Below are 20996 nucleotides of genomic sequence, written 5' to 3'. Positions count from 1 at the left end.
GTCAGCGGGCCTCCGCGGAGCGCACGAGGTGGCCGAAGGCGATGACGTTGTCGACGTAGTGGCCGGTGGCGCGGTCGAAGCGTCCGCCGCAGGTGATCAGGCGGATCGCCGGGTAGCCGGGGTCGGAGTAGACGCGGCGGGTGGGGAAGCGGTCCTTGCCGAACCGCTCGACGGAGTCGATCCGGAAGACGGCGGTGCGGCCGTCGGCGCGCAGCACGCTCGCCTTGTCGCCGGGGCGCAGCTCGCCCAGCCGGTAGAACACGGCCGGGCCGCGGGTCGAGTCCACATGCCCGATGACCACCGCGGCGCCCCGGCTGCCGGGGGCGGCGCCGAGCCGGTACCAGCCGGCCTCCTGGGCGCGGCTCAGCGGCGGCGTCTCGACGGTCTGGTCCGGGTTCTTGGCCAGCTTCATCAGCGGTGTCCGGACGTCGATCCGCGGCACTTCGAGGCGGAGCGGCGCCGCGGGCGGAAGCGCAGCCGCGGTCGCGGGCTCGGCCGGACGGGACGCGTCGGGGGACGGCATCGGCGGAGCGGCGGCGCCCGGGTCCTCCCGCCATGCGTGGAAGGCCAGGAAGGCGGCCACGAGCAGGGCGGCCGCTCCCACGGCGACGGCGGCGAACACGCGCGCGCGTTGGCCACGATGCGTCACGGGCCGCTCTCTCCTTCACCGTCAGGGGTCGGGGGTTGCGCCGGGGAGCGCGGCGACGATCGAACGGTAATGGGTCAGAGTTAACGTTTCGGTCTATTGGGGGATGAAGCTGCAGGTGAACGATATGTGACAGTTGGGGTGGGCTGGTCGCACGGGAGTCATTGGACCTGTCAGACGCGCGGCCGGACGGCCGGGCTTGTGGACCACGAACATCCCTGGACGATTCTCGATCTCGGTCCATGACCTGGGAAAACGTGGCGCGGACGAAGGTGGGGCGCTCCTGCGGGGCGGCGTGGGCCGGTCGGTGCAGACGCCGCCGACCCGACAGATGGATACAAAGATCACTGTCCGAAAGCGGCCTCCTGGCCCGCCGAAAGATGATCTTCCCAGGTCAGCGGCACGATGGCATGGTCCTGCCCGCTGCGACCGAAACCCAGGCCCGGAGTGGACCACGCTCCCTGGCGGACCGGACTTGGCCCCCGCGCCATGTCAACGCTCTGTAGTGAGGACGCTCGTGCCGCGTCCCCCTCGCGTCCCCCTCGCGTCCCCCTCGCGTCCCCCTCGCGTCCCCCTCGCGTCCCCCTCGCGTCCCCCTCGCGTCCCCCCGGCGTCCCCCGTGTCCCTCCGGCGTCCCCCCAGTGGCGCCGACGGGGAGGCGCGCGGACGAGGCGGTTCTTCGCCGACCACCCCGAAACGGTCACGCCAGCGGAAGGGCGGGCGACCACATCAGGTCAGGCGCGGGAACCGGGGGTGAGGGAATTGGTCTACCGGCCCGTTGCGGGCGGGTCAGCGGGTAGACCTGCATCCGTGCAGGTGAGTTATGTGAGTGAGGCGACGCCGGGACGGGAGAACGAGGACTTCGTGGCGGCAGGCCCCGGATGGGTGGTCCTGCTGGACGGGGCGACGGCGCCGAACGGGGTGGACAGCGGATGCCGGCACGACCCCGCGTGGCTGGTGCGCAGGCTCGGCGGGCGCATCGCGGCGCTGCTGGCGCTGGAGGACGGCAAGCCGCTGCCCGACCTGGTCGCCGAGGCGATCAAGGTGACCGGGGAGGCGCACACGGACACGTGCGACCTGGAGAATCCGGACAGCCCGTCCGCGACCGTGTCGCTGCTGCGGCGCCGCGGCGGGGCCGTGGAGTGGTACGTCCTCGCCGACTCCCCGATCGTTGTGGACGTCGGAGAGATCAGGGTCTTCCGGGACGACCGGGTCGACCATCTGCCGAGCTACACGCTGGAGGGGGTGCGGCGGTCGCGCAACAGCCCCGGCGGCTTCTGGGTGGCGAGCACCAGACCGGAGGCCGCCTACGAGGGGCTGACCGGTGAGGTGCCGGTCGAGGGGTTGCGGCGGGCGGCGGTGCTGAGCGACGGCGCGTCCAGGCTCGTGGAGCGCTTCGGCCAGATGGAGTGGGACGACCTGCTCCGCCTCCTGGACGAGCAGGGGCCGCGGGAACTGGTCAGGAGGACCAGGGCCGCGGAGGCATCGGCGCCCGCGGCCCGCGGTAAGCGATACGACGACGCCACCGCCGTCTTCGTGCGCTTCGACTCCTGACCGAAGCACCGGCCCCCGCGCGAGCCCCGTCCTCAGCGCGTCGGGGCCGCTCTACCTCAGCGCGTCGGGGCCGCGATGTGGGGCCACCACGCGTCGAGGTCCTCCGGCAGGTGCATGCCGTCCACGCGGAGGGTGGCGGGCATGAGCGGGAAGCGCCGCCCGGCCGGGAACGTGCGCTCGTAGGGCGGCGGATCGATCACGACGACGCGGGTGCCGTTCACCACCGGGATGTCGGCCGGGACGCCCTCGTTCCAGATCCACTCGCCGTGCGCGTCGACGAGGTTCCACGGGCTGGAGATGATCGGCCGCCCGGGCGGGACGTCGGCGTTCAGGAAGCAGGCGATGATCTCGGGAGCGGGGCGGTCGCCGGTCAGCCCGCCGGGCCGCCCGATGAGCGCGCCCGCCAGCAGGACGTGCAGCTGGAAGTTGTCGCCGATCCCGCCGATCGTGACCGTCCAGCCCTTGCGGCTCGCGCGGTCCAGGATGAGGAGGCGCTCGCCGTCCAGGACGCGCAGCAGCGCCTGGTAGTGCTCCATCTGCCCGAGGTACTGGGCGGCCTGCCCGGCGGCGAAGGCGCAGAAGTCGCGCTCGGCGATGCCCGCCCGCACCGAGGGCCCCATCTGCAGGACCGTGCAGCCCGCCATCGCGAACTGCGGCAGCGCGAACCACGACATCATCGCGGTCACGGCGCCGTCCCCGAGGTGCGGCTCGACGGTGTCGAAGACCTGCTGGGACGGCTGCTCCTCCTGCATGTCCGGCGGCGGCTTTCCGCCGGCGGCCTGGTCCCACGCGTTCGCGAACGCCAGCGCGGCGGCGGTGACCTCCGAGATGCGGTGGACGAGCGGCGCCCCGACGGGGCCCGGGTCGGCGCCGTTCTCGATCCAGGCGCCGGTGACGACGGCGAGCCAGCCGCCGAGGTTCGGGGGCGCCTCGGCGACGCCCTCGGCCAGTCGGGGCAGGGCGGCGGTCATCTCGGCGGGGGAGGCCGACTGGGACGCCTGCATGAGCTGCGGCAGGAGGTCGCCGAAGGCGCGGTCCTCGACCACCGCAGCCCGGACGATCCGGTCGACGAGAGGCTGAAGCGACATGATCGTTAAGCCTGGCACATCGGGCGGGACGAGAGAGAACCCGAGCGCCATCTTGGAATCTGATTCTAGAATGGGCGCATGGAGCCACAGGATTTCGCCGACGTGCTCAAGGCCGTCCGCAGCTTCGTCCGCGAGCAGGTCGTCCCGCGCGAGGAGGAGATCGAGGAGACCGACGCGATCCCGGAGTCGCTGCGGCGCACGTCCCGCGACATGGGCCTGTTCGGGTACGCGCTCCCCGAGGAGTACGGCGGGCTCGGCCTGTCGCTGAGCGAGGAGGTGCGGCTGGTCTTCGAGCTCGGCTACGCCAGCCCCGCGTTCCGCTCCATGTTCGGCACCAGCAACGGCATCGCCGGTCAGGTCCTGGTGAACTCCGGGACGCCGGAGCAGAAGGACGCCTGGCTGCCCAGGCTCGCGTCCGGCGAGGTCATCGGGGCGTTCGCGCTGACCGAGTCCGAGGCCGGGTCCGACCCCAGCACGCTGACCACGACCGCGGTCCGCGACGGCGACGGCGACGGTTATGTCATCGACGGCGCCAAGCGGTTCATCACCAACGCGCCCGAGGCCGACGTCTTCATGGTCTTCGCCAGGACGGGCGGCGCCGGCTCGCGCGGCATCTCCACCTTCCTCGTCGAGAAGGGCGCGGACGGGCTGCGGATCGGCCCGGCCGACCAGAAGATGGGCCAGCGCGGCGCCCACACGGCCGAGGTGTTCTTCGACGGCGTGCGCGTCCCCGCCGACGCCATGGTCGGGACGGAGGGGACGGGCTTCCGCACCGCGATGGCGTCCCTCGCCCACGGGCGGCTCAGCATCGCCGCCGTCTGCGTGGGCCTCGCCCAAAGGATCCTGGACGAGACCGTCGCGTACGCGAAGGAACGCAGCCAGGGCGGCAGGACGATCGGTGAGTACCAGCTCGTCCAGGGGCTCATCGCCGACTCGCAGACCGAGCTCTACGCGGGACGCTCGATGGTCCTGGAGGCGGCCCGCGCCTACGACGCCGGAGAGGACACCAAGCTCGGCCCGTCCTGCGCCAAGTACTACTGCTCGGAGATGGTCGGACGGGTCGCCGACCGCGCCGTCCAGGTCTACGGCGGCATGGGCTACATGCGCGGCGTCGCCGTTGAGCGCTTCTACCGCGACGTCCGGCTCTTCCGCATCTACGAGGGGACGAGCCAGATCCAGCAGCTCGTGATCGCCCGCAACCTGCTGCGCTGACCAGCGCCGACACCGGTGAGGGAATCCGGTTCGCACCACGCGCCCGGGCCGTGTATGGTTTCACTGCGCGAACGACGCAGGCCCCTTTAGCTCAGTCGGCAGAGCGTCTCCATGGTAAGGAGAAGGTCTACGGTTCGATTCCGTAAAGGGGCTCACGGCATCCCGGCCGCCATCCGCACTCCGGACGGCGGCCTTCGTCGTTTCCGGGGCAGGGCTGTGTTTCACAGCGCAGGGGCAGGGCTGTCACTGTCCGGGCGCAGGCCGTCCTGATTCGCTCCCTACCTGGGCCTGTGGTACCGTCCCACCGGTTCCAGCAGGACGTTTCGCAGATCGTCGGCTCACCCGGTAACCTGGGAGGCGGTCCCGCGGAGCCCGCGGAACCGATTCCCCGATCCTCACCCGGGTTTTCGTGTTTCCAGGGCTCGGTGCGCATCCGGTATCCTGTCAATCCGGTCCACACCGACCATCACGGCGGGGTAGCTCAGTCAGGCAGAGCAAGCGGCTCATAATCGCTGTGTCGCCGGTTCAAGTCCGGCCCTCGCTACTACCCAGGTCTCTCACCCCCACCCCGGGGGTGAGCAGGCTGGGTCGAATCGCCGGCCGCCCCCTGGGACGGCCGAGGTCCGAAAGTCCATGTCCCTAGCTCAGAAAGGCACTCCATCGTGGCTGCCACCGACGTCCGGCCGAAGATCACGCTGGCCTGCCAGGAGTGCAAGCACCGCAACTACATCACGCGGAAGAACCGGCGCAACGACCCGGACCGCCTGGAGATCAAGAAGTACTGCCCCAACTGCAGGACGCACCGTCCGCACAAGGAGACGCGCTAACCGAGGTCCGGACGGAGAAGTACTGCCCGCTGCGCTTCAACACGGGGCCAGGACGCACCGTCCGCACAAGGAGACCCGCTAACCGAGGTCCCGGACGGAGAGGTACTGCCCGCTGAAAGCAGGGCCAGGACCCGCCGTCCGCACTGGGACACCCGGTGGCACGGACTCGCAGTCCGCACCGGGAGACCCGTCCACGGCGCGAGTCCGCCCCCGCAGACTTCTTCACATGCTTGCCCTGACATGATCAGCCCGTTCTCGCAGTGAGACCCGCGAGGACGGGCTGAACGTCGTTCTGTTACCGTCCGTCCGAAGAGACGGAACCAGCGCGCTCAGAGGGCGCCCGGGCGCCGCGGACCGGCGGGAAGTGCGGCCGGCGGCGGCTCCGGAGCCCTGGTCCACCTGGAGGGACGGACTGCATGGCACTCAACCGTGATTTCATCGGGCGGACCTTCCCGCCCAGCGACCCCTACGAGGTCAGCCGGGTGAAGATCCGCGAGTTCGCGGACGCGATCGGCGACCGCAACCCGCTCTACCGCGACCAGGAGGCGGCGAAGGCGGCCGGATACCCCGACGTCATCGCGCCGCCCACCTTCCCGATCGTGGTGTCCCTCGGCAACCCGGGCCTCGCCGACCCCGACCTCGGCCTCAACTACGCGATGGTCGTGCACGGCGAGCAGCGCTTCGAGTACACCCGCCCGCTGCGCGCCGGCGACGTCATCACCTGCACCTCGACCATCACCGAGATCCGCTCGATCGGCAACAACGAGAAGATGGTCGTCGAGACCGAGGTCGCCACCGTCGAAGGCGAACTGGTCTGCAAGTCCTACAACACGATCGTGGAGCGGGGGGCCTGATGACCGCCAAGGTGAACTACGCCGACGTCGAGGTCGGAACCGAGATCCCCGCGCAGACCTACGCCGTCGACCGCGCGAACCTCGTCATGTACGCGGGCGCGTCCGGCGACTTCAACCCCATCCACTGGCGCGAGTCCGTCGCCAAGGCCGTCGGCCTCCCGGACGTGATCGCGCACGGCATGTACACGATGGCGCAGGGCGGCCGGTACGTCACCGACTGGGTCGGCGATCCGGGCGCCGTCGTCGACTACGGGGTACGGTTCTCCTCTCCGGTCGTCGTCCCCGACCAGGGCGGCGCGACGCTGGAGATCAGCGGCAAGGTGGAGGAGAAGCTCGACGACAACAAGGTCGTCGTGGCGCTCACCGCCAGGTCCAACGACCAGAAGGTCCTCACGCGCGCCAAGGCGGTCGTCAGGCTCGCCTGAGCGCGGCGGCACACCGGCCGGGGCCGCCCCGGCCGGTGCGCAGGCCACCGGACGAGGGCGGGCCGCCCGGCGGCGCGGGGGCGGCAGGAGGGGGAGACGACGTGGCGGTGTTCGCCGAAGACGTGAACCTGGCCGGATACACCACGCTGCGGCTGGGCGGGCCCGCGCGGCGCTTCGTCGAGGCGACGACCGAGGCCGAGCTGGTCGCCGCCGTCCGCAAGGCCGACGACGAGGGCGAGCCGGTCCTCGTGCTCGGCGGCGGCAGCAACCTCGTGGTGTCCGACGACGGGTTCCCCGGCACCGTCGTGCACGTCGGGACCCGCGGCACCGAGCGCGTCGCCGCCGAGGGCGGCAAGGTCCTGCTCCGCGTCCAGGCCGGCGAGGACTGGGACCCGTTCGTCGCCCGCTGCGTCGCCGACGGGCTCGCCGGCGTCGAGTGCCTGTCCGGCATCCCCGGCCGCGTCGGCGCCACGCCGATCCAGAACGTCGGCGCCTACGGGCAGGACGTCAGCGAGACGATCGTCGAGGTCCGCGCCTACGACCGGGAGGCGCGCGCCTGCGTCGTCCTCGACCGCGACGCCTGCCGGTTCACCTACCGGCACAGCGTCTTCAAGGGCAACGACCGGTACGTCGTCCTGGACGTGACATACGCGCTGGACGAGGCCGAGGAATCACAGCCCATCGCCTATGCCGAACTCGCCCGGAAGCTGGACGTCCGGCCGGGGGACCGGGTCACGCTGAAAGAAGCCCGTGACGCCGTCCTCGAACTGCGGCGAGGCAAAGGCATGGTGCTGGACGCGACCGACCCCGACACCCGCAGCGCCGGATCGTTCTTCACCAACCCGATCCTCGACCCGGACCGGCTCGCCGAACTCGAACGCCGCGTGGCCGAACGCCTCGGCCCGGACGCGACGTTCCCGCGCTACCCCGAGGCCGACGGCCGGGTGAAGACGTCCGCCGCCTGGCTGATCGACCGCGCCGGGTTCACCAAGGGCCACGCGCGCGGCCCCGCTAGGATCTCCACCAAGCACACCCTCGCCCTCACCAACCCGGGCGGCGCCGGCACGGCCGACCTGCTCGCCCTGGCCCGCGAGGTCCGCGACGGCGTCCGCGACGCCTTCGGCGTCGAACTGGTCAACGAGCCCGTCCTGGTAGGCGTGACCCTCTAACCCCAGCCCCGCCCACGCAGCCGCGAGTGCGGCGTCGGGCGGGGTTGGTAGGGTGGGCGGCGTCGAGGGGGAGTAGTCCCAATCGCGTGGTCGACATGCTGGCGCCGCCGACGGCGCCCGGTCACGCGGGCCCGATCCACATCGCGGCGGACGAGACCTTCGGCCTGGCAGTCATGCCGGGCCGAGGTCGCGCGCGCGAGCCCCCGCCCTTCGCCCGGCAGCACGAGCGAAAGGGATCAGGTGTCCGCCTTCCTCATCAGCCTGGCCGTGATCTTCGTGGCCGAGCTGGGCGACAAGAGCCAGCTCATGGCCATGACGTTCGCCACGCGCTTCCGCGCGCTCCCGGTGCTGATCGGCATCACGGCCGCGACCGCGATCGTCCACCTGGCGAGCGTCGCGCTCGGCGCGGCCCTCGGCGCCGCGCTCCCCACCGGCCCGATCTCGATCATCGCCGGCATCGCGTTCCTCGGCTTCGCGCTGTGGACGCTGCGCGGCGACGAGCTCGACGACGACGAGCGCGACAAGGCGCGGCGCGCCACGGGATCGGCGATCCTCGCCGTCGGCGGGGCGTTCTTCCTCGCCGAGCTGGGCGACAAGACGATGCTCGCCACCGTCACCCTCGCCGCCGACCACGGCGGCCTCGCCGGACTGACCGGCGTTTGGCTCGGCTCCACGGTCGGTATGGTCGCCGCCGACGCGCTCGCCATCGTCGTCGGCCAGATGCTCGGCCGTAGGCTGCCCGAGCGCGTCATCAAGTACGGCGCCGCCGCCGGGTTCGCCGTCTTCGGCGTCCTGCTGCTGATCGAGGGCATCACCGCGTGACCCGGCGGGAACAATCCCTCCAGGGCCCTTGAGGAACCGCGGGGCGCGCCGCGGCAGGGCCCGGACTGGAGTACGACCGTGGTCCTTCCCGCTCCCCTCCCCCCTCCCCGGCAGGCGCTCGGCACGCGGCTCCAGCTGAGCGACGAGGCCGCCGCCCGCATCCGCGAACTGATCATGGACGGGCGGCTGCGGCCCGGCGAGCACCTGCGGCTGGAACGCCTCGCCATGGAGTTCGGGATCAGCGTCACACCCGTCAGGGAGGCGCTGAAATCGCTGCGCAGCGAGGGGTTCGTCGTCCTGGAGCCGAGGCGCGGGTTCGTCGTCGCGCCGCTGTCGAAACGCGACGTCCAGGACCTGTTCTGGGTTCAGGCGGGCATCGCCGCGGAACTCACCATGCGCGCCGCACCCCGCATCGGCCCCGACACCCTGCGGCGCTTGGACGGCCTCCAGCACGCTCTGGCACGCGACAAGGCCGCGCACCGTCCCGACCTCATGGAGGAGCGCAACCATCTCTTCCACCGGGAGATCAACCTGGCGGCCGAGTCGCCGAAGCTCGCCTGGTCGCTCGGCACGGCCGCCCGCTACGTCCCGCGCGGCCTGTACGGGCGGCTCGCCGACTGGCCCGGCGTCGCCGTACGCGACCACGGCCGGATCCTGGCGGCGCTCCGGGACGCCGACGCCCGCACGGCCGGCGAGGAGATGCGCGCCCACATCGTCCGGGCCGGAGAACTGCTGGTCGCCCACCTCGAACGGCGGGGCCTGTGGCGCCCGCCCCCATGATCGTCGCGAGTCACTACCGTGGACGGCATGAGCCCGAGGATGAGCGCCGGTGCGCGCCGCGAGCTGGCGGTCCGGGCAGCGATGGCCGAGTTCGCCCACGGCGGCTACGACGGCACGTCCACCTGGACCATCGCCCGCCGCATCGGCGTCTCCCAGCCCTACATGTTCCGGCTATTCCCGTCCAAGCACGCGCTCTTCCTCGCCGCCGCCGAACGCTGCTTCGACGACATCGAGCACCGCCTCGCGGAGGCCGCGCGAGGCCTGCGCGGCAGGGACGCCATGGCCGCGATGGAACGGGCGTACCTCCGGCTGCCGCGCGAGGAGCCCGCCCTGCCGCGCCTCCAGTTGGGGATCCACGCGGTCGCCGTCCGGGATGAGGAGATCGCCGCGCTCGGCCGGATCCGCTGGGCCCGCCTCTGGCGCCTCGTCGGCGACCTGTCGGGGGAGGGACCCGACGCGGTCGCCCGGTTCATGGCGGACGGCCTGCTCGTGAACGTCATGACCGCATTCGGCGCCCCACTCGGCCCCGACCTGCCCCGCGCGATGGCGGCCTGGTCGGAAGGCCTCCGCGGCAGAGACCCCGACCGCCCGCCCACCTGACCCCGGCCCCGCTCCACCCGCAGCCGGTCACATGGCGAGCCGGGACGTTGAAACAGGCTAGGCGGCGAGCCAGGCGTCGATGCCTGCCAGGAGGCGGGTTCGGACGTCGTCCGGGGCCGCCGAGGCGCGGATCGACTGCCGGGCCAGCTCCGCCAGTTCGGCGTCGCTGAACGCGTGCGCGGTGCGGGCCAGCTCGTACTGGCGCGCCAGCCGGGAGCCGAACAGCAGCGGGTCGTCGGCGCCGAGCGCGATCGACGCGCCCGCCTCGAACAGCCGCCGCAGCGGGACGTCCGACGCGGTCGCCGCCACCCCGAGGCCCACGTTCGACGCCGGGCAGACCTCCAGCGTCACGCCGCGGTCCACGATCCGCTCCAGCAGCCGCGGGTCCTCCACGGCGCGGACCCCGTGCCCGATCCGGTCGGCCTCCAGCGTCTCCAGGCACTCCCGGACGCTCGCCGGGCCGAGCAGCTCGCCGCCGTGCGGGGTCGACAGCAGCCCGCCGCGCTTGGCGATCCGGAACGCGCCCTCGAAGTCGTAGGCGCGGCCCCGCCGCTCGTCGTTGGACAGCCCGAACCCGACGACCCCCTTGCCCGTGTACTGGACGGCGAGGCGCGCGAGGGTCTTGGCGTCCAGCGGGTGCCGGGTCCGGTTCGCCGCGATCACCACGCCGATGCCGACGCCGGTCGCCTCCGACGCCTGGCGCGCCGTGTCGAGCACCAGCTCCACGGTCGGGGTCAGCCCGCCGAACCGCGCCGCGTACCCGCTCGGGTCGACCTGGATCTCCAGCCAGCCCGACCCCTCCGCGGCCTCGTCCTCGGCCGTCTCGCGCAGCAGCCGCCGCAGGTCGTCCGGCGTCTGCAGGACCGAGCGCGCGATGTCGTACAGGCGCTGGAACCGGAACCAGCCGCGCTCGTCGGTCGCCTGCAACCGGGGCGGCCAGTCCTCGACGAGGGCGTCCGGCAGGTGGACGCCGTGCAGGGCGGCGAGCTCCACGAGCGTGGAGTGCCGCATCGAGCCGGTGAAGTGAAGGTGCAGGTGCGCCTTGGGCAGCAGGGCCACGTCCGGGCGGGCGGGACCGCGCGCGGGCGCGGGCTCCCGGCGGTCCGTGATGGAACGGTCCGGCGTGGAACGGTCCTCGGCCGGACGGGCTGAAACGGTACGGGCCTCCATGACCCAATGTTGCCGGATCATCGTCCTCCCCGAACGCCCGCCCCCGCAGGATCACCACACCGGACTACCTCGCATGACACGCAGCGGCCATCACGCCCATGGGCATCCCCGAAAAAACTTTGGAATCGCGTGCAACCCCCTCCGGGCACCGTGCGTATACGAGGGGCGCCAGAGAGAGACAGGCACCCCTGAGCAAGACCCCCCGAGCAAGACCCCCGTGCAGAAAGGGATTCACGATGATCACGCTGAAGGCCGCCTTGATCGCAGCGTCCGCCATCGGGACCGTGGCCGTGGGCGGCGGCGCGACGTGGGCCATGACCGGCACCCACCACGAGGCCGGCCTCCAGTCGCACGGCTCCAAGGCCCCCGCCGTCGAGCGCAAGCTCCAGGACGCCGCGCCCAAGACCGCCCCGACGTGCCTCCCGGCGAAGTCCGATCTGCCGAAGGTCCCGGCCGACGGTGTGAAGAAGCAGGTCGAGCAGCACCTCAAGCAGCACCCGGTCACCAAGGACCTGCCGCAGGGCCAGCTGCCGAAGACGGGCCTGCCGAAGACGGAGCTGCCGAAGGCGGGCGTCCCGAACACCGAGGTCCCCGGCGTGAAGGCCCCGGAGGGCAAGAACCTGCCCGGCGTCCCGGCCAAGCCCGGCGTCCCGGCCGTGCCCGGTGTGCCCGCCAAGCCCGGCGTCCCGGCGGACCTGCCCACCTGCGCCCCGTCCACCGGCGACCTGCCCGCCGGGACCAAGGCCAAGCCGAACACGCAGGTGCCCGGCGCGCCCGCCAAGCCCGCTCTGCCCGCGCTGCCGAAGCTCGACTGCAGCACCCTGAAGCCCGTCGTGAAGGTCGGCGGCACGGTCGAGAAGACCGTCATCGCGTCGAAGGGCCTGCGCTACGTGTCGGCCGTCCCGGGCTCCGCGGAGCTGCGCAAGCAGCAGGTCTGCGCCGTCACGCAGAAGTGGACCGGCAAGGCCGGCCAGTGGCTAACCGTCGAGACGCTGAAGACCCGCGCCGGCATGACGCAGGAGCAGCTGCGGCAGGCGCTCGGCCTGCCCGAGGGCGGCACCCCGCTGACCGTCGCCGGCGTGGCCGCCTGGCAGAGCCCGAACGGCAACGGCGTGCTGCTGTTCGACCCGAACGGCTCCTCGCTGTTCGTCAACGGCAGCCCGGTCGTGGCCGGCGGGCTGAAGGACGTGGCCGCCGCCCTGCGCAAGACCGGCTGACACCCGCAGGGAAGCCGTGACGCCGGTAACGATGCGGAGACCATTAGTGACAAAGCGTAGAAACCGGTAACACAAGGCGACAACGTCAACACAGCAAGGCCATCAACACAGCAAGACCATCAACAGCAGCACCAGAACACAACACAGGCGAGGGATGGGCGGCCCAGGCGCGGAGGCCGCCCATCCCCGACCAGACAAACTGCCGGAACCGCTCTAGCCGGGACGGAGCACTGTGGGGCGTCGAGACGACGAGTCGTTCGTGGAGTTCGTGGCGGCACGCGGCGATGCCCTGCTGCGCACCGCCGCACTGATGTGCGGGGCCCGGCAGGACGCCGAGGACATCCTGCAGACCGCGCTTGAAAAGGCCTACCGCCACTGGGGACGGCTGGAACCCGACAGCGATCCCGAGCCCTACGTCCGCCGGATCCTGGTCAACCTGGTGATCAGCCGGTCCCGGCGGTGGAAGGTGCTCCGGGAGATCCACATGGCGAGGCTCCCGGAGACGCCGACCGTCTCGCCCAACCACTCCGTCGAGCTGAGAGGGACCCTGATGGACGAGTTGCGCAAGCTCGGCCCGCGGCAGCGGGCGGTGCTCGTCCTGCGCTTCTGGGAGGACCTGTCGGAAGCGGAGACGGCACAGGCTCTCGGCTGTTCGGTCGGAACGGTCAAGAGCCAGGCGTCCCGGGGGCTCGCCAGGCTCCGGGAACGCCTCGACCGGAACCTGGCGCCACTGGGGAGATGAGCGATGGATCTGGAGAGTGAACTGCGGAAGGCCATGGCCGAGCAGGTGGCCGGGGCGACCGCGTCACAGTCGCTCGTCGCCGACGTCAAGCGCCGCCACCGCCGCCGCAAGGCCCGCGTCCACGCGGCCGCCGGCGTAGCGGCCGCCTCGGTCGCGGCCCTGGCCCTCGTGCCCACCTATCAGTCGTTCCGGGCCACACCGGCCGGCGACTCCGAGACGACCCGTCCCAGCAACACCGTCTCGGCGTTGCAGCTGCCGGAGCGACCTCCCGCCTCGGGCGTCCCCGGGTCCCCGTCCCCTAAGGGGACGTCCGAGGCGGGAGCCTCCCAGAAGCCGCAGGAGCACGGCTCGTCCGGCGGCGGGCACGCCCCCTCCAAGCCGGGGGTGCCCGGCGCCGTCGGCAAGCTGCCGCAGTGGATCACCTATCTGCCGGCCGGCCTGGCCTCCACCGGCCCGTGCGATGTCGCCCGCAGCGCCGGCCGTGAGACCACGACGTGCACGTGGCGCGGCAGCGGCGGCTGGGTGGAGATCGCGCTCGTGAAGGGCGACGGGCTGACCGGACCGCAGGACCTGATGCGCGCTCCGGGCGTCCCCGGCCACACGTCCGTCCACGGGATGCCCGCGCTGACCGGGGACCGCCCCGACTCGGCGCGGCAGATCTCCTGGGTGGCGCGGTCCGGCGTCGGCGTCACCGTGACCGCCGCCGGAACGGCGAAGGACCGGCTCATGCGCATCGCCGAGGGCGTGCGCCCCTGAACTCCGTCCGGCGGGGCGTCCCACGGCGGAGAGGGGCCGTGCGTGAGACGTCCGCCGGACATCCTGGTGACGGGCCCGGCGGAGGTCCCGTCCCACGCGAAACCGGCCCCGGGATTTGTGCACCCGGGGCCGGTTTCGTGTAATGCCAGCTCGTGTTCGGACGGGTCGTCCGCGCAGGTCTCGCGCGGGAAGGTCAGCTCGCCTCGGACAGCAGCTTCGCGACGCGCGAGACGCCCTCGACGAGGTCGTCGTCGCCCAGCGCGTACGACAGGCGGAAGTACCCGGGGGTGCCGAACGCCTCGCCCGGTACCAGCGCGACCTCGGCCTCCTCCAGGATCAGCGACGCCAGCTCCACCGACGTCTCCGGGCGCTTGCCGCGCAGCTGCTTGCCGAGCAGCGCCTTGACCGACGGGTAGGCGTAGAACGCGCCCTCCGGCTCGGGGCACACCACGCCCGGGATCTCGTTCAGCATCCGCACGATCGTGTGCCGGCGCCGGTCGAACGCCTTGCGCATCTCCGCGACCGCCGACAGGTCGCCGGTCACCGCGGCGAGCGCGGCGGCCTGGGAGACGTTCGCCACGTTGGACGTCGCGTGCGACTGCAGGTTCTGCGCGGCCTTCACCACGTCCGCCGGGCCGATCAGCCAGCCGACCCGCCAGCCGGTCATCGCGTAGGTCTTCGCCACCCCGTTCAGGACGAGCGTCCGGTCGGCCAGCTCCGGCACCACCACGGGCATCGAGTGGAACTCGGCGTCGCCGTACACGAGGTGCTCGTAGATCTCGTCGGTGACGACCCACAGGCCGTGCCCGTCGGCCCAGCGCCCGATCGCCTCGATCTCGTCCCGGCTGTAGACCGCGCCCGTCGGGTTGGACGGCGACACGAACAGCAGCACCTTCGTCCGGTCGGTGCGGGCCGCCTCAAGCTGCTCGACGCTCACCTTGTAGCCGGTGGTCTCGTCGGCGACGACGTCCACCGGCACCCCGCCCGCCAGCTTGATCGACTCGGGGTAGGTCGTCCAGTACGGCGTCGGGACGATGACCTCGTCGCCCGGGTCGAGCAGCGCCGCGAACGCCTCGTACACCGCCTGCTTGCCGCCGTTGGTCACGAGCACCTGCGACGCCTCGACCCGGTACCCGGAGTCGCGCTCGGTCTTCTCGGCGATCGCGGCGCGCAGCTCGGGCAGCCCGCCCGCGGGCGTGTACTTGTGGAAGCGCGGCACCCGGCACGCGGTCACCGCGGCCTCGACGATGTAGTCGGGCGTCGGGAAGTCGGGCTCGCCCGCGCCGAACCCGATGACCGGGCGGCCCGCCGCCTTCAGCGCCTTGGCCTTGGCGTCGACGGCCAGCGTGGCGGACTCGGATATCGCGGCGATGCGCTTGGAGATGCGAGGACGGTCGATGCTCATACCCCTATCGTTACAGACGGCGCACCAGGACCCGCAGCCATATATCCGAGCCGGTCGGACGGGTCGTCGCCGCGACGTCGCCGCGGCGTTCCGGGATCTCCGGGATATCCGGTTCGACGCGGGCCCCTCCGGCACGTAGACTCCTCCTCCAAGTGACGTGTCACCGGTATACGAGCCTGTCCGCACGCGGGCACCGATGAGGCCGTAAGCTGGGACCCGGCACCGCCCGATCCCATGGTCGGGTTTTCTCCTTAGCCGGAGAAGTGAAGGGCAGTGGCTCAATTGGTAGAGCTCCGGTCTCCAAAACCGGCGGTTGGGGGTTCGAGTCCCTCCTGCCCTGCGAGGTGCGGTGCGCGCACCCGTGCCGGCCGCGCCATGGCGGCGCAATGGCCCTCCGTGGCACTCCGCGGCACGGGACCGCGCGGCAACCACAGGGTGGTTGGATCACGACCTATGAGGTGAACGGCGGCAAATGGCGACTGAGACTCGCGACGAGCCCGAGGCCAAGGACGAGGGCAAGGGCAAGAAGAAGTCCCCCTCCAGGAGGACCTCGCCCGCGCTCTTCGTGCGCCAGGTCATCGCCGAGCTGCGCAAGGTCATCTGGCCGACGCGGCGCGAGCTGATCACCTACACGACCGTCTCGCTGGTGTTCGTGCTGGTCATGGTCGCGCTCGTCTCCGGCATCGACTACGGGCTGCAGAAGGGCGTCTACGAGCTCTTCGGCTGACGCCGCACGACCCGGGCCGGGTGCCGAGCCCCGCCGTACCTTCGCAAGTCCATCACCGCAGACCGAGAGAAGAGTCCACCGTGTCCGAGCCCTCACAGCCCTACGACGAGGCCGTTGAAGAGGCCCAGTCTGCTGCGGCTGCTGCGGCAGACCAGGCGGGTCCCGCCGAGGAGACGGCCGAGGCGGTCGTCTCCGCCGGCGACGCCGAGCCGGCGGACACGAAGCTCGAAGGCGAGGAGGGCCCCGCGCCGGATGCGGCCGAGGGCGCCGCCGAGCTCGCCGAGTCCGTCGAGGGCGAGGAGGAGGCCGAGTCCGCCGAGGAGGCCGGCGAGGAGGAGGCCGCCCCGCCGGTCGACCCGTACGCCGACTTCAAGATGCAGCTCCGCCTCCAGCCGGGCGACTGGTACGTCGTGCACTCCTACGCGGGCTACGAGAACCGGGTCAAGACCAACATCGAGACCCGGACGCAGACCCTCAACATGGAGGACTACATCTTCCAGATCGAGGTCCCGCAGCACGAGGTGACCGAGATCAAGGGCGGCAAGCGCCAGAAGGTCAACGAGAAGGTCCTGCCGGGCTACATCCTCGTCCGCATGGAGCTCACCGACGAGTCGTGGGCCGCGGTCCGCAACACTCCGGGCGTCACCGGGTTCGTCGGCCTGCTGAACAAGCCGTCCCCGCTCAGCCTGGACGAGGTCGCCAACCTGCTGGCCCCCGAGCCGGAGGAGGGCGTCGCCAAGGCCGCCAAGGAGCAGGCCAAGGCCCCCGCCACCGTCGACTACGAGGTCGGCGAGTCGGTCACCGTCATGGACGGCCCGTTCGCCACCCTCCCCGCGACCGTCAACGAGATCAACGCCGAGCAGCAGAAGCTCAAGGTCCTGGTCTCCATCTTCGGTCGCGAGACGCCGGTCGAGCTCTCCTTCAACCAGGTCTCCAAGATCTGACCCTGTCTCCAAGATCTGACCCTGTCTCCAAGATCTGCCAGGTCTCCAAGATGTGACCAGGTCTTCGAGATCTGCCAGGTCTTCGAGATCCGACACGGCCTCGAAGCGCGGTCCTGCCCGCTCCGGTCAGGCCGTATCCTTGACAGGTCGTCCCCGCGCCAGCGGGGACGGGTTCGGGTTCCCGCCCTCCGGTCTTCGGCGGGACGGGCACCCATCTGCCCCGCTCCTGCGGGGATGACCCCAAGAACATCGCTGCGTTCGTCAAGGTGCAGCTTTGCTCCCGCGCACGCGGGGCGGCGGGGTCGGCCAAGGTCCCAACGCGGCGGTCTAGTTCCGCCCGCCGTGTTGCCCGGTATCCGGGAGTCGGGACCACAGCGAAACGGAACACAGAGGGAGAGGCATGCCTCCCAAGAAAAAGGTCGCCGCACTGGTGAAGGTCCAGCTCCAGGCTGGTCAGGCCACGCCGGCGCCGCCGGTCGGTACCGCGCTCGGTCCGCACGGCGTCAACATCATGGACTTCTGCAAGCAGTACAACGCTGCCACGGAGTCCCAGCGCGGCAACGTCATCCCCGTAGAGATCACCATCTACGAGGACCGGTCGTTCAGCTTCGTCACGAAGACCCCGCCGGCCGCGCAGCTCATCCTGAAGGCCGCGGGCGTGGAGAAGGGCAGCGGCGAGCCGCACAAGACCAAGGTCGGCTCGGTCACGCGCGACCAGATCCGCGAGATCGCCACGACCAAGATGCCCGACCTCAACGCCAAGGACCTGGACGCCGCCGAGAAGATCGTCGCCGGCACCGCGCGGTCGATGGGCATCGAGGTCAAGTAAGTCACCCCAGTGGGAGGGCCTGCGCCGGCCCCTACCACGAGTTCCGTTTGGAGGAACGCAGATGAAGCGCAGCAAGGGCTACCGCGCAGCGGCCGAGAAGATCGACCGCGAGCGGCTGTACAGCCCGGTCGAGGCCGTGAAGCTGGCCAAGGAGACCGCGGTCACCAAGTTCGACGCGACCGTCGAGGTCGCCATGCGGCTGGGCGTCGACCCGCGCAAGGCCGACCAGATGGTCCGCGGCACGGTCAACCTGCCGCACGGCACCGGCAAGACCGCCCGCGTGCTCGTCTTCGCCGTCGGCGCCAAGGCGCAGGAGGCCGAGGCGGCGGGCGCCGACCTGGTCGGCTCGGACGACCTGATCGAGCGGATCCAGGGCGGCTTCCTGGACTTCGACGCCGTGGTCGCGACCCCGGACCAGATGGGCAAGGTCGGCCGGCTCGGCCGGGTGCTCGGTCCGCGCGGCCTGATGCCGAACCCGAAGACCGGCACGGTCACCATGGACGTGTCCAAGGCGGTCTCCGACATCAAGGGCGGCAAGATCGAGTTCCGGGTCGACCGGCACGCGAACCTGCACTTCATCATCGGCAAGGCGTCCTTCGACGAGCGCCAGCTGGTGGAGAACTACGCCGCCGCGGTCGACGAGATCCAGCGTCTCAAGCCGTCCGCCGCGAAGGGCCGGTACGTCAAGAAGGCGGCCCTGACCACGTCGATGGGCCCGAGCATCCCGGTGGACCCGAACGCGGTCCGCAACCTGACGGCCGAGCTCGAAGAGGCCTGACCGAGCCCGGCGTCGAACGCCGCAGAACAGGGCGCCCCCGGTACGACCGGGGGCGCCCTGCCGCGTTCTCCGCCGCCTTCACCCCGGTGCCTCGCCCCGCCGCGTTACGCCTTGATGCGTCCGGCCGAGTCTTCAGCACCACTGGCCGCGCACTTCCACGAGGCGCAGGATCGGGGGGCTCTGCTTGGCCTTCCGTGACCATCGCTCTAACCTTCGAGCGTGAGCTGGAAACTCGTCCTCGGGTGGTTCTGGACCGTCGTGTTCGGGGTGTTCTCCCTGGGCGCCTTCGGAGTCGCGTGGGAGAAGTACCGCCTCAATTCGCGAGGACGGTGGATCGAGGGTGAGATAGTCCGTGTCGATGAGGACAAGGACAGCGACGGAGCCCCGCGCTTCTACCCTGTGGTGGTCTTCACTCCCCCGGACGGAGACCGGATTGAGGTCAAGTCCCCCTCCGGCAAGCCCTATCCGCCGGGGTTGGCCTCTGGTGTGGGCTGCAAGGTCGACGTTCGATACGACCCGGCCAGCCCAACGACGATCGAACTGCCGGGATATGAAGGGGTCGGCGTCCTCCCGGCCCTGCTGGTCGGTGTCGTGCTGGTCGGCGTCACGGGGTTCATAGCCTTCGAGATGCTCCTCTGACGCGGACACCTCACGCCTCCGCTCTCGCATACTGCCCACCGCTGCGGGGGCGCGGAGGTCGCGCTCACCGGGATGGCTCCGGCGGAGCCCGCGTCCCCGCCACTAGATTCGGCGCCCAGATCGTCGGTGAGGGGATGCGATGGGCGGGGCGCGGCAATGGGACGTCGACCGGTTGTCCGACGTCCCACGGCTGTACGACGTGCTTGAGGCGGCCGCGGCGGAAGCCCCCGACGCCCCGGCCCTCTCGGTCGACGGCACGACGTGGACGTTCCGGGAGTTGCAGGCCCGGACGGACGCGCTGAGCGCCCACCTGTCGGCGCGGTGCTCGCCCGGAGCACGAGTGGCACTGCTCGCGCACAACCGGCCGGAGTACGTGGCGGCCTACTACGGGGTCCCGCGCGAGGGCAGGATCCTCGTGCCGCTCAACCAGAGGCTGCACCCGCGCGAATGGGCCGACCAGATCGTCCGCTGCGGCGCGGAACTGGTCATCGGCGAACCGGAGCTGCTGGAGAGGCTGGCCCGTGAGGGCGGGCTGCCCGACCGCCACCCACCGCTCACCGACATCGCCGACCTCCCATGGGACGGCCCGGCCGCCATAGAAGAAGGGGAGCGCGATCCGGCCGAAGTCGCGTGGCTGATGTTCACCAGTGGCACGACCGGCCGGCCGAAGGGCGTGCGGCTCACACACAGGAGCCTGCTAGCGGCCATCACGGTGACGGCGTCGGGGCGTCCCGTGCTGCCGGGCGACGTGTTCTGTACGCCGTTCCCTCTCTGCCATGTGGCGGGCTACCAAGTCATCCTGCATCACGTGTTCCGGCGGCACGCCGTGGTGCTCCGGAGATTCGTTCCCCCCGCCCTGGTGGACGCTGCGCGCCGGCACGGGGTCACCAACCTGTCCCTGGCCCCGACGATGCTGGAGGACCTGCTCGCGCACCTGAACGAGGATCCGGCGGCGCTGGAGGCCCTGCGAGCCACCCTCCGCGTGATCGCGTACGGCTCGGCGCCCATGCCGGTACCGCTGCTGCGCCGCGCCGTCGAGGTGCTGGGCTGCGACCTCAACCAGGGGTACGGCATGACCGAGCTGTCAGGCAACGCGACATTCCTGTCCCCGGCGGACCATCGCGCCGCGATCGAGACGCGGCCGGAGCTGGCGGCGTCGGCGGGCCGTCCCGGCGACGGCGCGGAGATCGCCGTGATCGGCGAGGACGGAACGCCGCTGCCGCCCGGCGAGCTGGGCGAGGTCGTGGTCCGCGGGGCGCAGGTGGCGGACGGCTACTGGGACGACCCCGATGCCACCGCCGAGGCGTTCGCGGGCGGCTGGTTCCGCACGGGTGACGCGGGCCGCATCGACGGGGACGGCTACCTGCACCTCACCGACCGGCTCAAGGACGTGATCATCACGGGCGGGGAGAACGTCTCGTCCCGCGAGGTCGAGGACGTCCTGCGCACGGTCCCGGGCGTGCGCGAGGTCGCGGTGGTGGGGCTGTCCGACCCGCGCTGGGGCCAGACGGTGTGCGCGGTGATCGTGCCGGGCGGCGTCCCACCGGACCCCGAGGAGCTGATCGCGGCCTGCCGCGCCCGCCTCGCGGGCTTCAAGACCCCCCGCCGCATCGAGTTCACGACGGCCCTACCCCGCACCAGCACCGGCAAGATCCGCAAAGCCGCCCTACGCACCCGACTGACCCCCCACCCCGACCCGACCACCCCCTCAGAGCAGGCCGATCCCCCGAACCGACCGCCAACCGCACGTTGACCGACCATCCCGAGCCTGTTCGCCGAGCCGGTGCCTGCAGGGTGCTTCGCGGCGACGGG

22 protein-coding genes and 3 tRNA genes are annotated in these 20996 nt (G+C 71.5%); 21 read left to right on the top strand and 4 right to left on the bottom strand.

The genetic code is table 11. From position 1 onward, the window contains the following. Window position 1: 1 nt before the first annotated feature. Window positions 2–649, bottom strand: coding sequence for a class F sortase (locus K4S16_RS15385; protein ID WP_149259642.1), 648 nt, complete (start codon window positions 647–649; stop codon window positions 2–4). A gap of 822 nt (window positions 650–1471) precedes the next feature. Between K4S16_RS15385 and K4S16_RS15380 the strand changes: the two genes are divergently transcribed. Then, window positions 1472–2200, top strand: coding sequence for a protein phosphatase 2C domain-containing protein (locus tag K4S16_RS15380; RefSeq protein ID WP_235036822.1), 729 nt, complete (start codon window positions 1472–1474; stop codon window positions 2198–2200). 56 nt (window positions 2201–2256) lie between these two features. On the opposite strand, the gene K4S16_RS15375 is transcribed toward K4S16_RS15380, so the two are convergent. Continuing rightward, the gene (locus K4S16_RS15375; RefSeq protein WP_149259640.1) at window positions 2257–3288 is read right to left on the bottom strand and encodes a hypothetical protein; all 1032 of its coding nucleotides are present in this window, start codon (window positions 3286–3288) and stop codon (window positions 2257–2259) included. Between the two features lie 78 nt (window positions 3289–3366). Here K4S16_RS15375 and K4S16_RS15370 point away from each other — a divergent pair, with 78 nt between their 5' ends. From K4S16_RS15370 to K4S16_RS15325, 10 genes are all read left to right on the top strand, one after another. Beyond that, on the top strand, window positions 3367–4500 hold the full coding sequence (locus tag K4S16_RS15370; protein WP_149259639.1) for an acyl-CoA dehydrogenase family protein: 1134 nt from the start codon (window positions 3367–3369) through the stop codon (window positions 4498–4500). Between the two features lie 80 nt (window positions 4501–4580). Then, window positions 4581–4653 (top strand) — tRNA-Thr (locus tag K4S16_RS15365). A 317-nt stretch (window positions 4654–4970) separates the two neighbouring features. After that, a tRNA-Met gene (locus tag K4S16_RS15360) sits at window positions 4971–5044 on the top strand. 118 nt (window positions 5045–5162) lie between these two features. Beyond that, a complete protein-coding gene (gene rpmG / locus K4S16_RS15355; protein WP_067466611.1) occupies window positions 5163–5327 on the top strand; it encodes a 50S ribosomal protein L33 in 165 nt (54 codons plus the stop codon). A gap of 416 nt (window positions 5328–5743) precedes the next feature. Further along, entirely contained in the window at window positions 5744–6181 is a 438-nt protein-coding gene (locus K4S16_RS15350) for a MaoC family dehydratase N-terminal domain-containing protein (RefSeq protein WP_149259638.1), read from the top strand. Then, window positions 6181–6606: a MaoC family dehydratase gene (locus K4S16_RS15345; protein ID WP_149259637.1), complete on the top strand. Its 426-nt coding sequence runs from the start codon at window positions 6181–6183 to the stop codon at window positions 6604–6606. Before K4S16_RS15350 ends, K4S16_RS15345 begins: the two co-directional genes overlap by 1 nt. A gap of 101 nt (window positions 6607–6707) precedes the next feature. After that, window positions 6708–7775, top strand: coding sequence for a UDP-N-acetylmuramate dehydrogenase (locus K4S16_RS15340; protein WP_149259636.1), 1068 nt, complete (start codon window positions 6708–6710; stop codon window positions 7773–7775). Window positions 7776–8015: 240 nt separating this feature from the next. Then, on the top strand, window positions 8016–8597 hold the full coding sequence (locus K4S16_RS15335) for a TMEM165/GDT1 family protein (RefSeq protein ID WP_149259635.1): 582 nt from the start codon (window positions 8016–8018) through the stop codon (window positions 8595–8597). 78 nt (window positions 8598–8675) lie between these two features. Then, the gene (locus K4S16_RS15330) at window positions 8676–9377 is read left to right on the top strand and encodes a GntR family transcriptional regulator (RefSeq protein WP_200841902.1); all 702 of its coding nucleotides are present in this window, start codon (window positions 8676–8678) and stop codon (window positions 9375–9377) included. Window positions 9378–9404: 27 nt separating this feature from the next. Further along, window positions 9405–9977: a TetR/AcrR family transcriptional regulator gene (locus K4S16_RS15325; protein WP_149259634.1), complete on the top strand. Its 573-nt coding sequence runs from the start codon at window positions 9405–9407 to the stop codon at window positions 9975–9977. Window positions 9978–10034: 57 nt separating this feature from the next. On the opposite strand, the gene K4S16_RS15320 is transcribed toward K4S16_RS15325, so the two are convergent. Next, window positions 10035–11147 (bottom strand): adenosine deaminase, encoded by a 1113-nt coding sequence (locus K4S16_RS15320; RefSeq protein ID WP_149259633.1) that lies wholly within the window; start codon window positions 11145–11147, stop codon window positions 10035–10037. A 236-nt stretch (window positions 11148–11383) separates the two neighbouring features. Between K4S16_RS15320 and K4S16_RS44355 the strand changes: the two genes are divergently transcribed. The 3 genes from K4S16_RS44355 to K4S16_RS15300 all read left to right on the top strand — a co-directional run bounded on the left by K4S16_RS44355 (window position 11384) and on the right by K4S16_RS15300 (window position 13862). Continuing rightward, window positions 11384–12364 (top strand): hypothetical protein, encoded by a 981-nt coding sequence (locus tag K4S16_RS44355; protein WP_160160923.1) that lies wholly within the window; start codon window positions 11384–11386, stop codon window positions 12362–12364. 232 nt (window positions 12365–12596) lie between these two features. Then, window positions 12597–13106, top strand: coding sequence for a SigE family RNA polymerase sigma factor (locus K4S16_RS15305; RefSeq protein ID WP_149259631.1), 510 nt, complete (start codon window positions 12597–12599; stop codon window positions 13104–13106). A 3-nt stretch (window positions 13107–13109) separates the two neighbouring features. After that, a complete protein-coding gene (locus K4S16_RS15300) occupies window positions 13110–13862 on the top strand; it encodes a hypothetical protein (RefSeq protein WP_149259630.1) in 753 nt (250 codons plus the stop codon). A 193-nt stretch (window positions 13863–14055) separates the two neighbouring features. Here the strand turns inward: K4S16_RS15300 and K4S16_RS15295 are convergent, their stop codons facing one another. Continuing rightward, window positions 14056–15267, bottom strand: a complete 1212-nt coding sequence (locus K4S16_RS15295; RefSeq protein WP_149259629.1) for a pyridoxal phosphate-dependent aminotransferase — start codon at window positions 15265–15267, stop codon at window positions 14056–14058. A 267-nt stretch (window positions 15268–15534) separates the two neighbouring features. Here K4S16_RS15295 and K4S16_RS15290 point away from each other — a divergent pair. The 7 genes from K4S16_RS15290 to K4S16_RS15260 all read left to right on the top strand — a co-directional run bounded on the left by K4S16_RS15290 (window position 15535) and on the right by K4S16_RS15260 (window position 20937). Then, window positions 15535–15607: transfer RNA gene (locus K4S16_RS15290), tRNA-Trp, on the top strand. A 132-nt stretch (window positions 15608–15739) separates the two neighbouring features. Then, window positions 15740–15994 carry a preprotein translocase subunit SecE gene (secE, locus tag K4S16_RS15285; RefSeq protein ID WP_149259628.1) on the top strand — a complete coding sequence of 85 codons (255 nt, stop codon included), beginning with the start codon at window positions 15740–15742 and terminating at the stop codon, window positions 15992–15994. Window positions 15995–16074: 80 nt separating this feature from the next. Next, the gene (gene nusG / locus K4S16_RS15280) at window positions 16075–16938 is read left to right on the top strand and encodes a transcription termination/antitermination protein NusG (RefSeq protein ID WP_149259627.1); all 864 of its coding nucleotides are present in this window, start codon (window positions 16075–16077) and stop codon (window positions 16936–16938) included. Between the two features lie 400 nt (window positions 16939–17338). After that, window positions 17339–17767: a 50S ribosomal protein L11 gene (gene rplK, locus K4S16_RS15275; RefSeq protein ID WP_149259626.1), complete on the top strand. Its 429-nt coding sequence runs from the start codon at window positions 17339–17341 to the stop codon at window positions 17765–17767. A 61-nt stretch (window positions 17768–17828) separates the two neighbouring features. After that, window positions 17829–18545, top strand: coding sequence for a 50S ribosomal protein L1 (gene rplA / locus K4S16_RS15270; RefSeq protein ID WP_149259625.1), 717 nt, complete (start codon window positions 17829–17831; stop codon window positions 18543–18545). A 219-nt stretch (window positions 18546–18764) separates the two neighbouring features. Next, window positions 18765–19184 (top strand): DUF3592 domain-containing protein, encoded by a 420-nt coding sequence (locus tag K4S16_RS15265; protein ID WP_149259624.1) that lies wholly within the window; start codon window positions 18765–18767, stop codon window positions 19182–19184. Window positions 19185–19323: 139 nt separating this feature from the next. Continuing rightward, window positions 19324–20937, top strand: a complete 1614-nt coding sequence (locus K4S16_RS15260) for a class I adenylate-forming enzyme family protein (RefSeq protein ID WP_149259623.1) — start codon at window positions 19324–19326, stop codon at window positions 20935–20937. Window positions 20938–20996: the final 59 nt, after the last annotated feature.

The sequence above is a fragment of the Actinomadura sp. K4S16 genome, from assembly GCF_008327685.1.
Lineage (GTDB): Bacteria > Actinomycetota > Actinomycetes > Streptosporangiales > Streptosporangiaceae > Spirillospora.
The sequence above is the reverse complement of the archived record's forward strand: the minus strand, read 5'-3'. Positions and strand labels throughout refer to the sequence as shown.

Coding starts and splice junctions, on each gene's coding strand:
- K4S16_RS15345 (WP_149259637.1), top strand. CDS start 6,181: ATGACCGCCAAGGTGAACTACGCCGACGTCGAGGTCGGAACCGAGATC.
- K4S16_RS15370 (WP_149259639.1), top strand. CDS start 3,367: ATGGAGCCACAGGATTTCGCCGACGTGCTCAAGGCCGTCCGCAGCTTC.
- rplK (WP_149259626.1), top strand. CDS start 17,339: ATGCCTCCCAAGAAAAAGGTCGCCGCACTGGTGAAGGTCCAGCTCCAG.
- K4S16_RS15375 (WP_149259640.1), bottom strand. CDS start 3,288: ATGTCGCTTCAGCCTCTCGTCGACCGGATCGTCCGGGCTGCGGTGGTC.
- K4S16_RS15325 (WP_149259634.1), top strand. CDS start 9,405: ATGAGCCCGAGGATGAGCGCCGGTGCGCGCCGCGAGCTGGCGGTCCGG.
- K4S16_RS15295 (WP_149259629.1), bottom strand. CDS start 15,267: ATGAGCATCGACCGTCCTCGCATCTCCAAGCGCATCGCCGCGATATCC.
- K4S16_RS15350 (WP_149259638.1), top strand. CDS start 5,744: ATGGCACTCAACCGTGATTTCATCGGGCGGACCTTCCCGCCCAGCGAC.
- rplA (WP_149259625.1), top strand. CDS start 17,829: ATGAAGCGCAGCAAGGGCTACCGCGCAGCGGCCGAGAAGATCGACCGC.
- K4S16_RS44355 (WP_160160923.1), top strand. CDS start 11,384: ATGATCACGCTGAAGGCCGCCTTGATCGCAGCGTCCGCCATCGGGACC.
- K4S16_RS15260 (WP_149259623.1), top strand. CDS start 19,324: ATGGGCGGGGCGCGGCAATGGGACGTCGACCGGTTGTCCGACGTCCCA.
- secE (WP_149259628.1), top strand. CDS start 15,740: ATGGCGACTGAGACTCGCGACGAGCCCGAGGCCAAGGACGAGGGCAAG.
- K4S16_RS15320 (WP_149259633.1), bottom strand. CDS start 11,147: ATGGAGGCCCGTACCGTTTCAGCCCGTCCGGCCGAGGACCGTTCCACG.
- K4S16_RS15300 (WP_149259630.1), top strand. CDS start 13,110: ATGGATCTGGAGAGTGAACTGCGGAAGGCCATGGCCGAGCAGGTGGCC.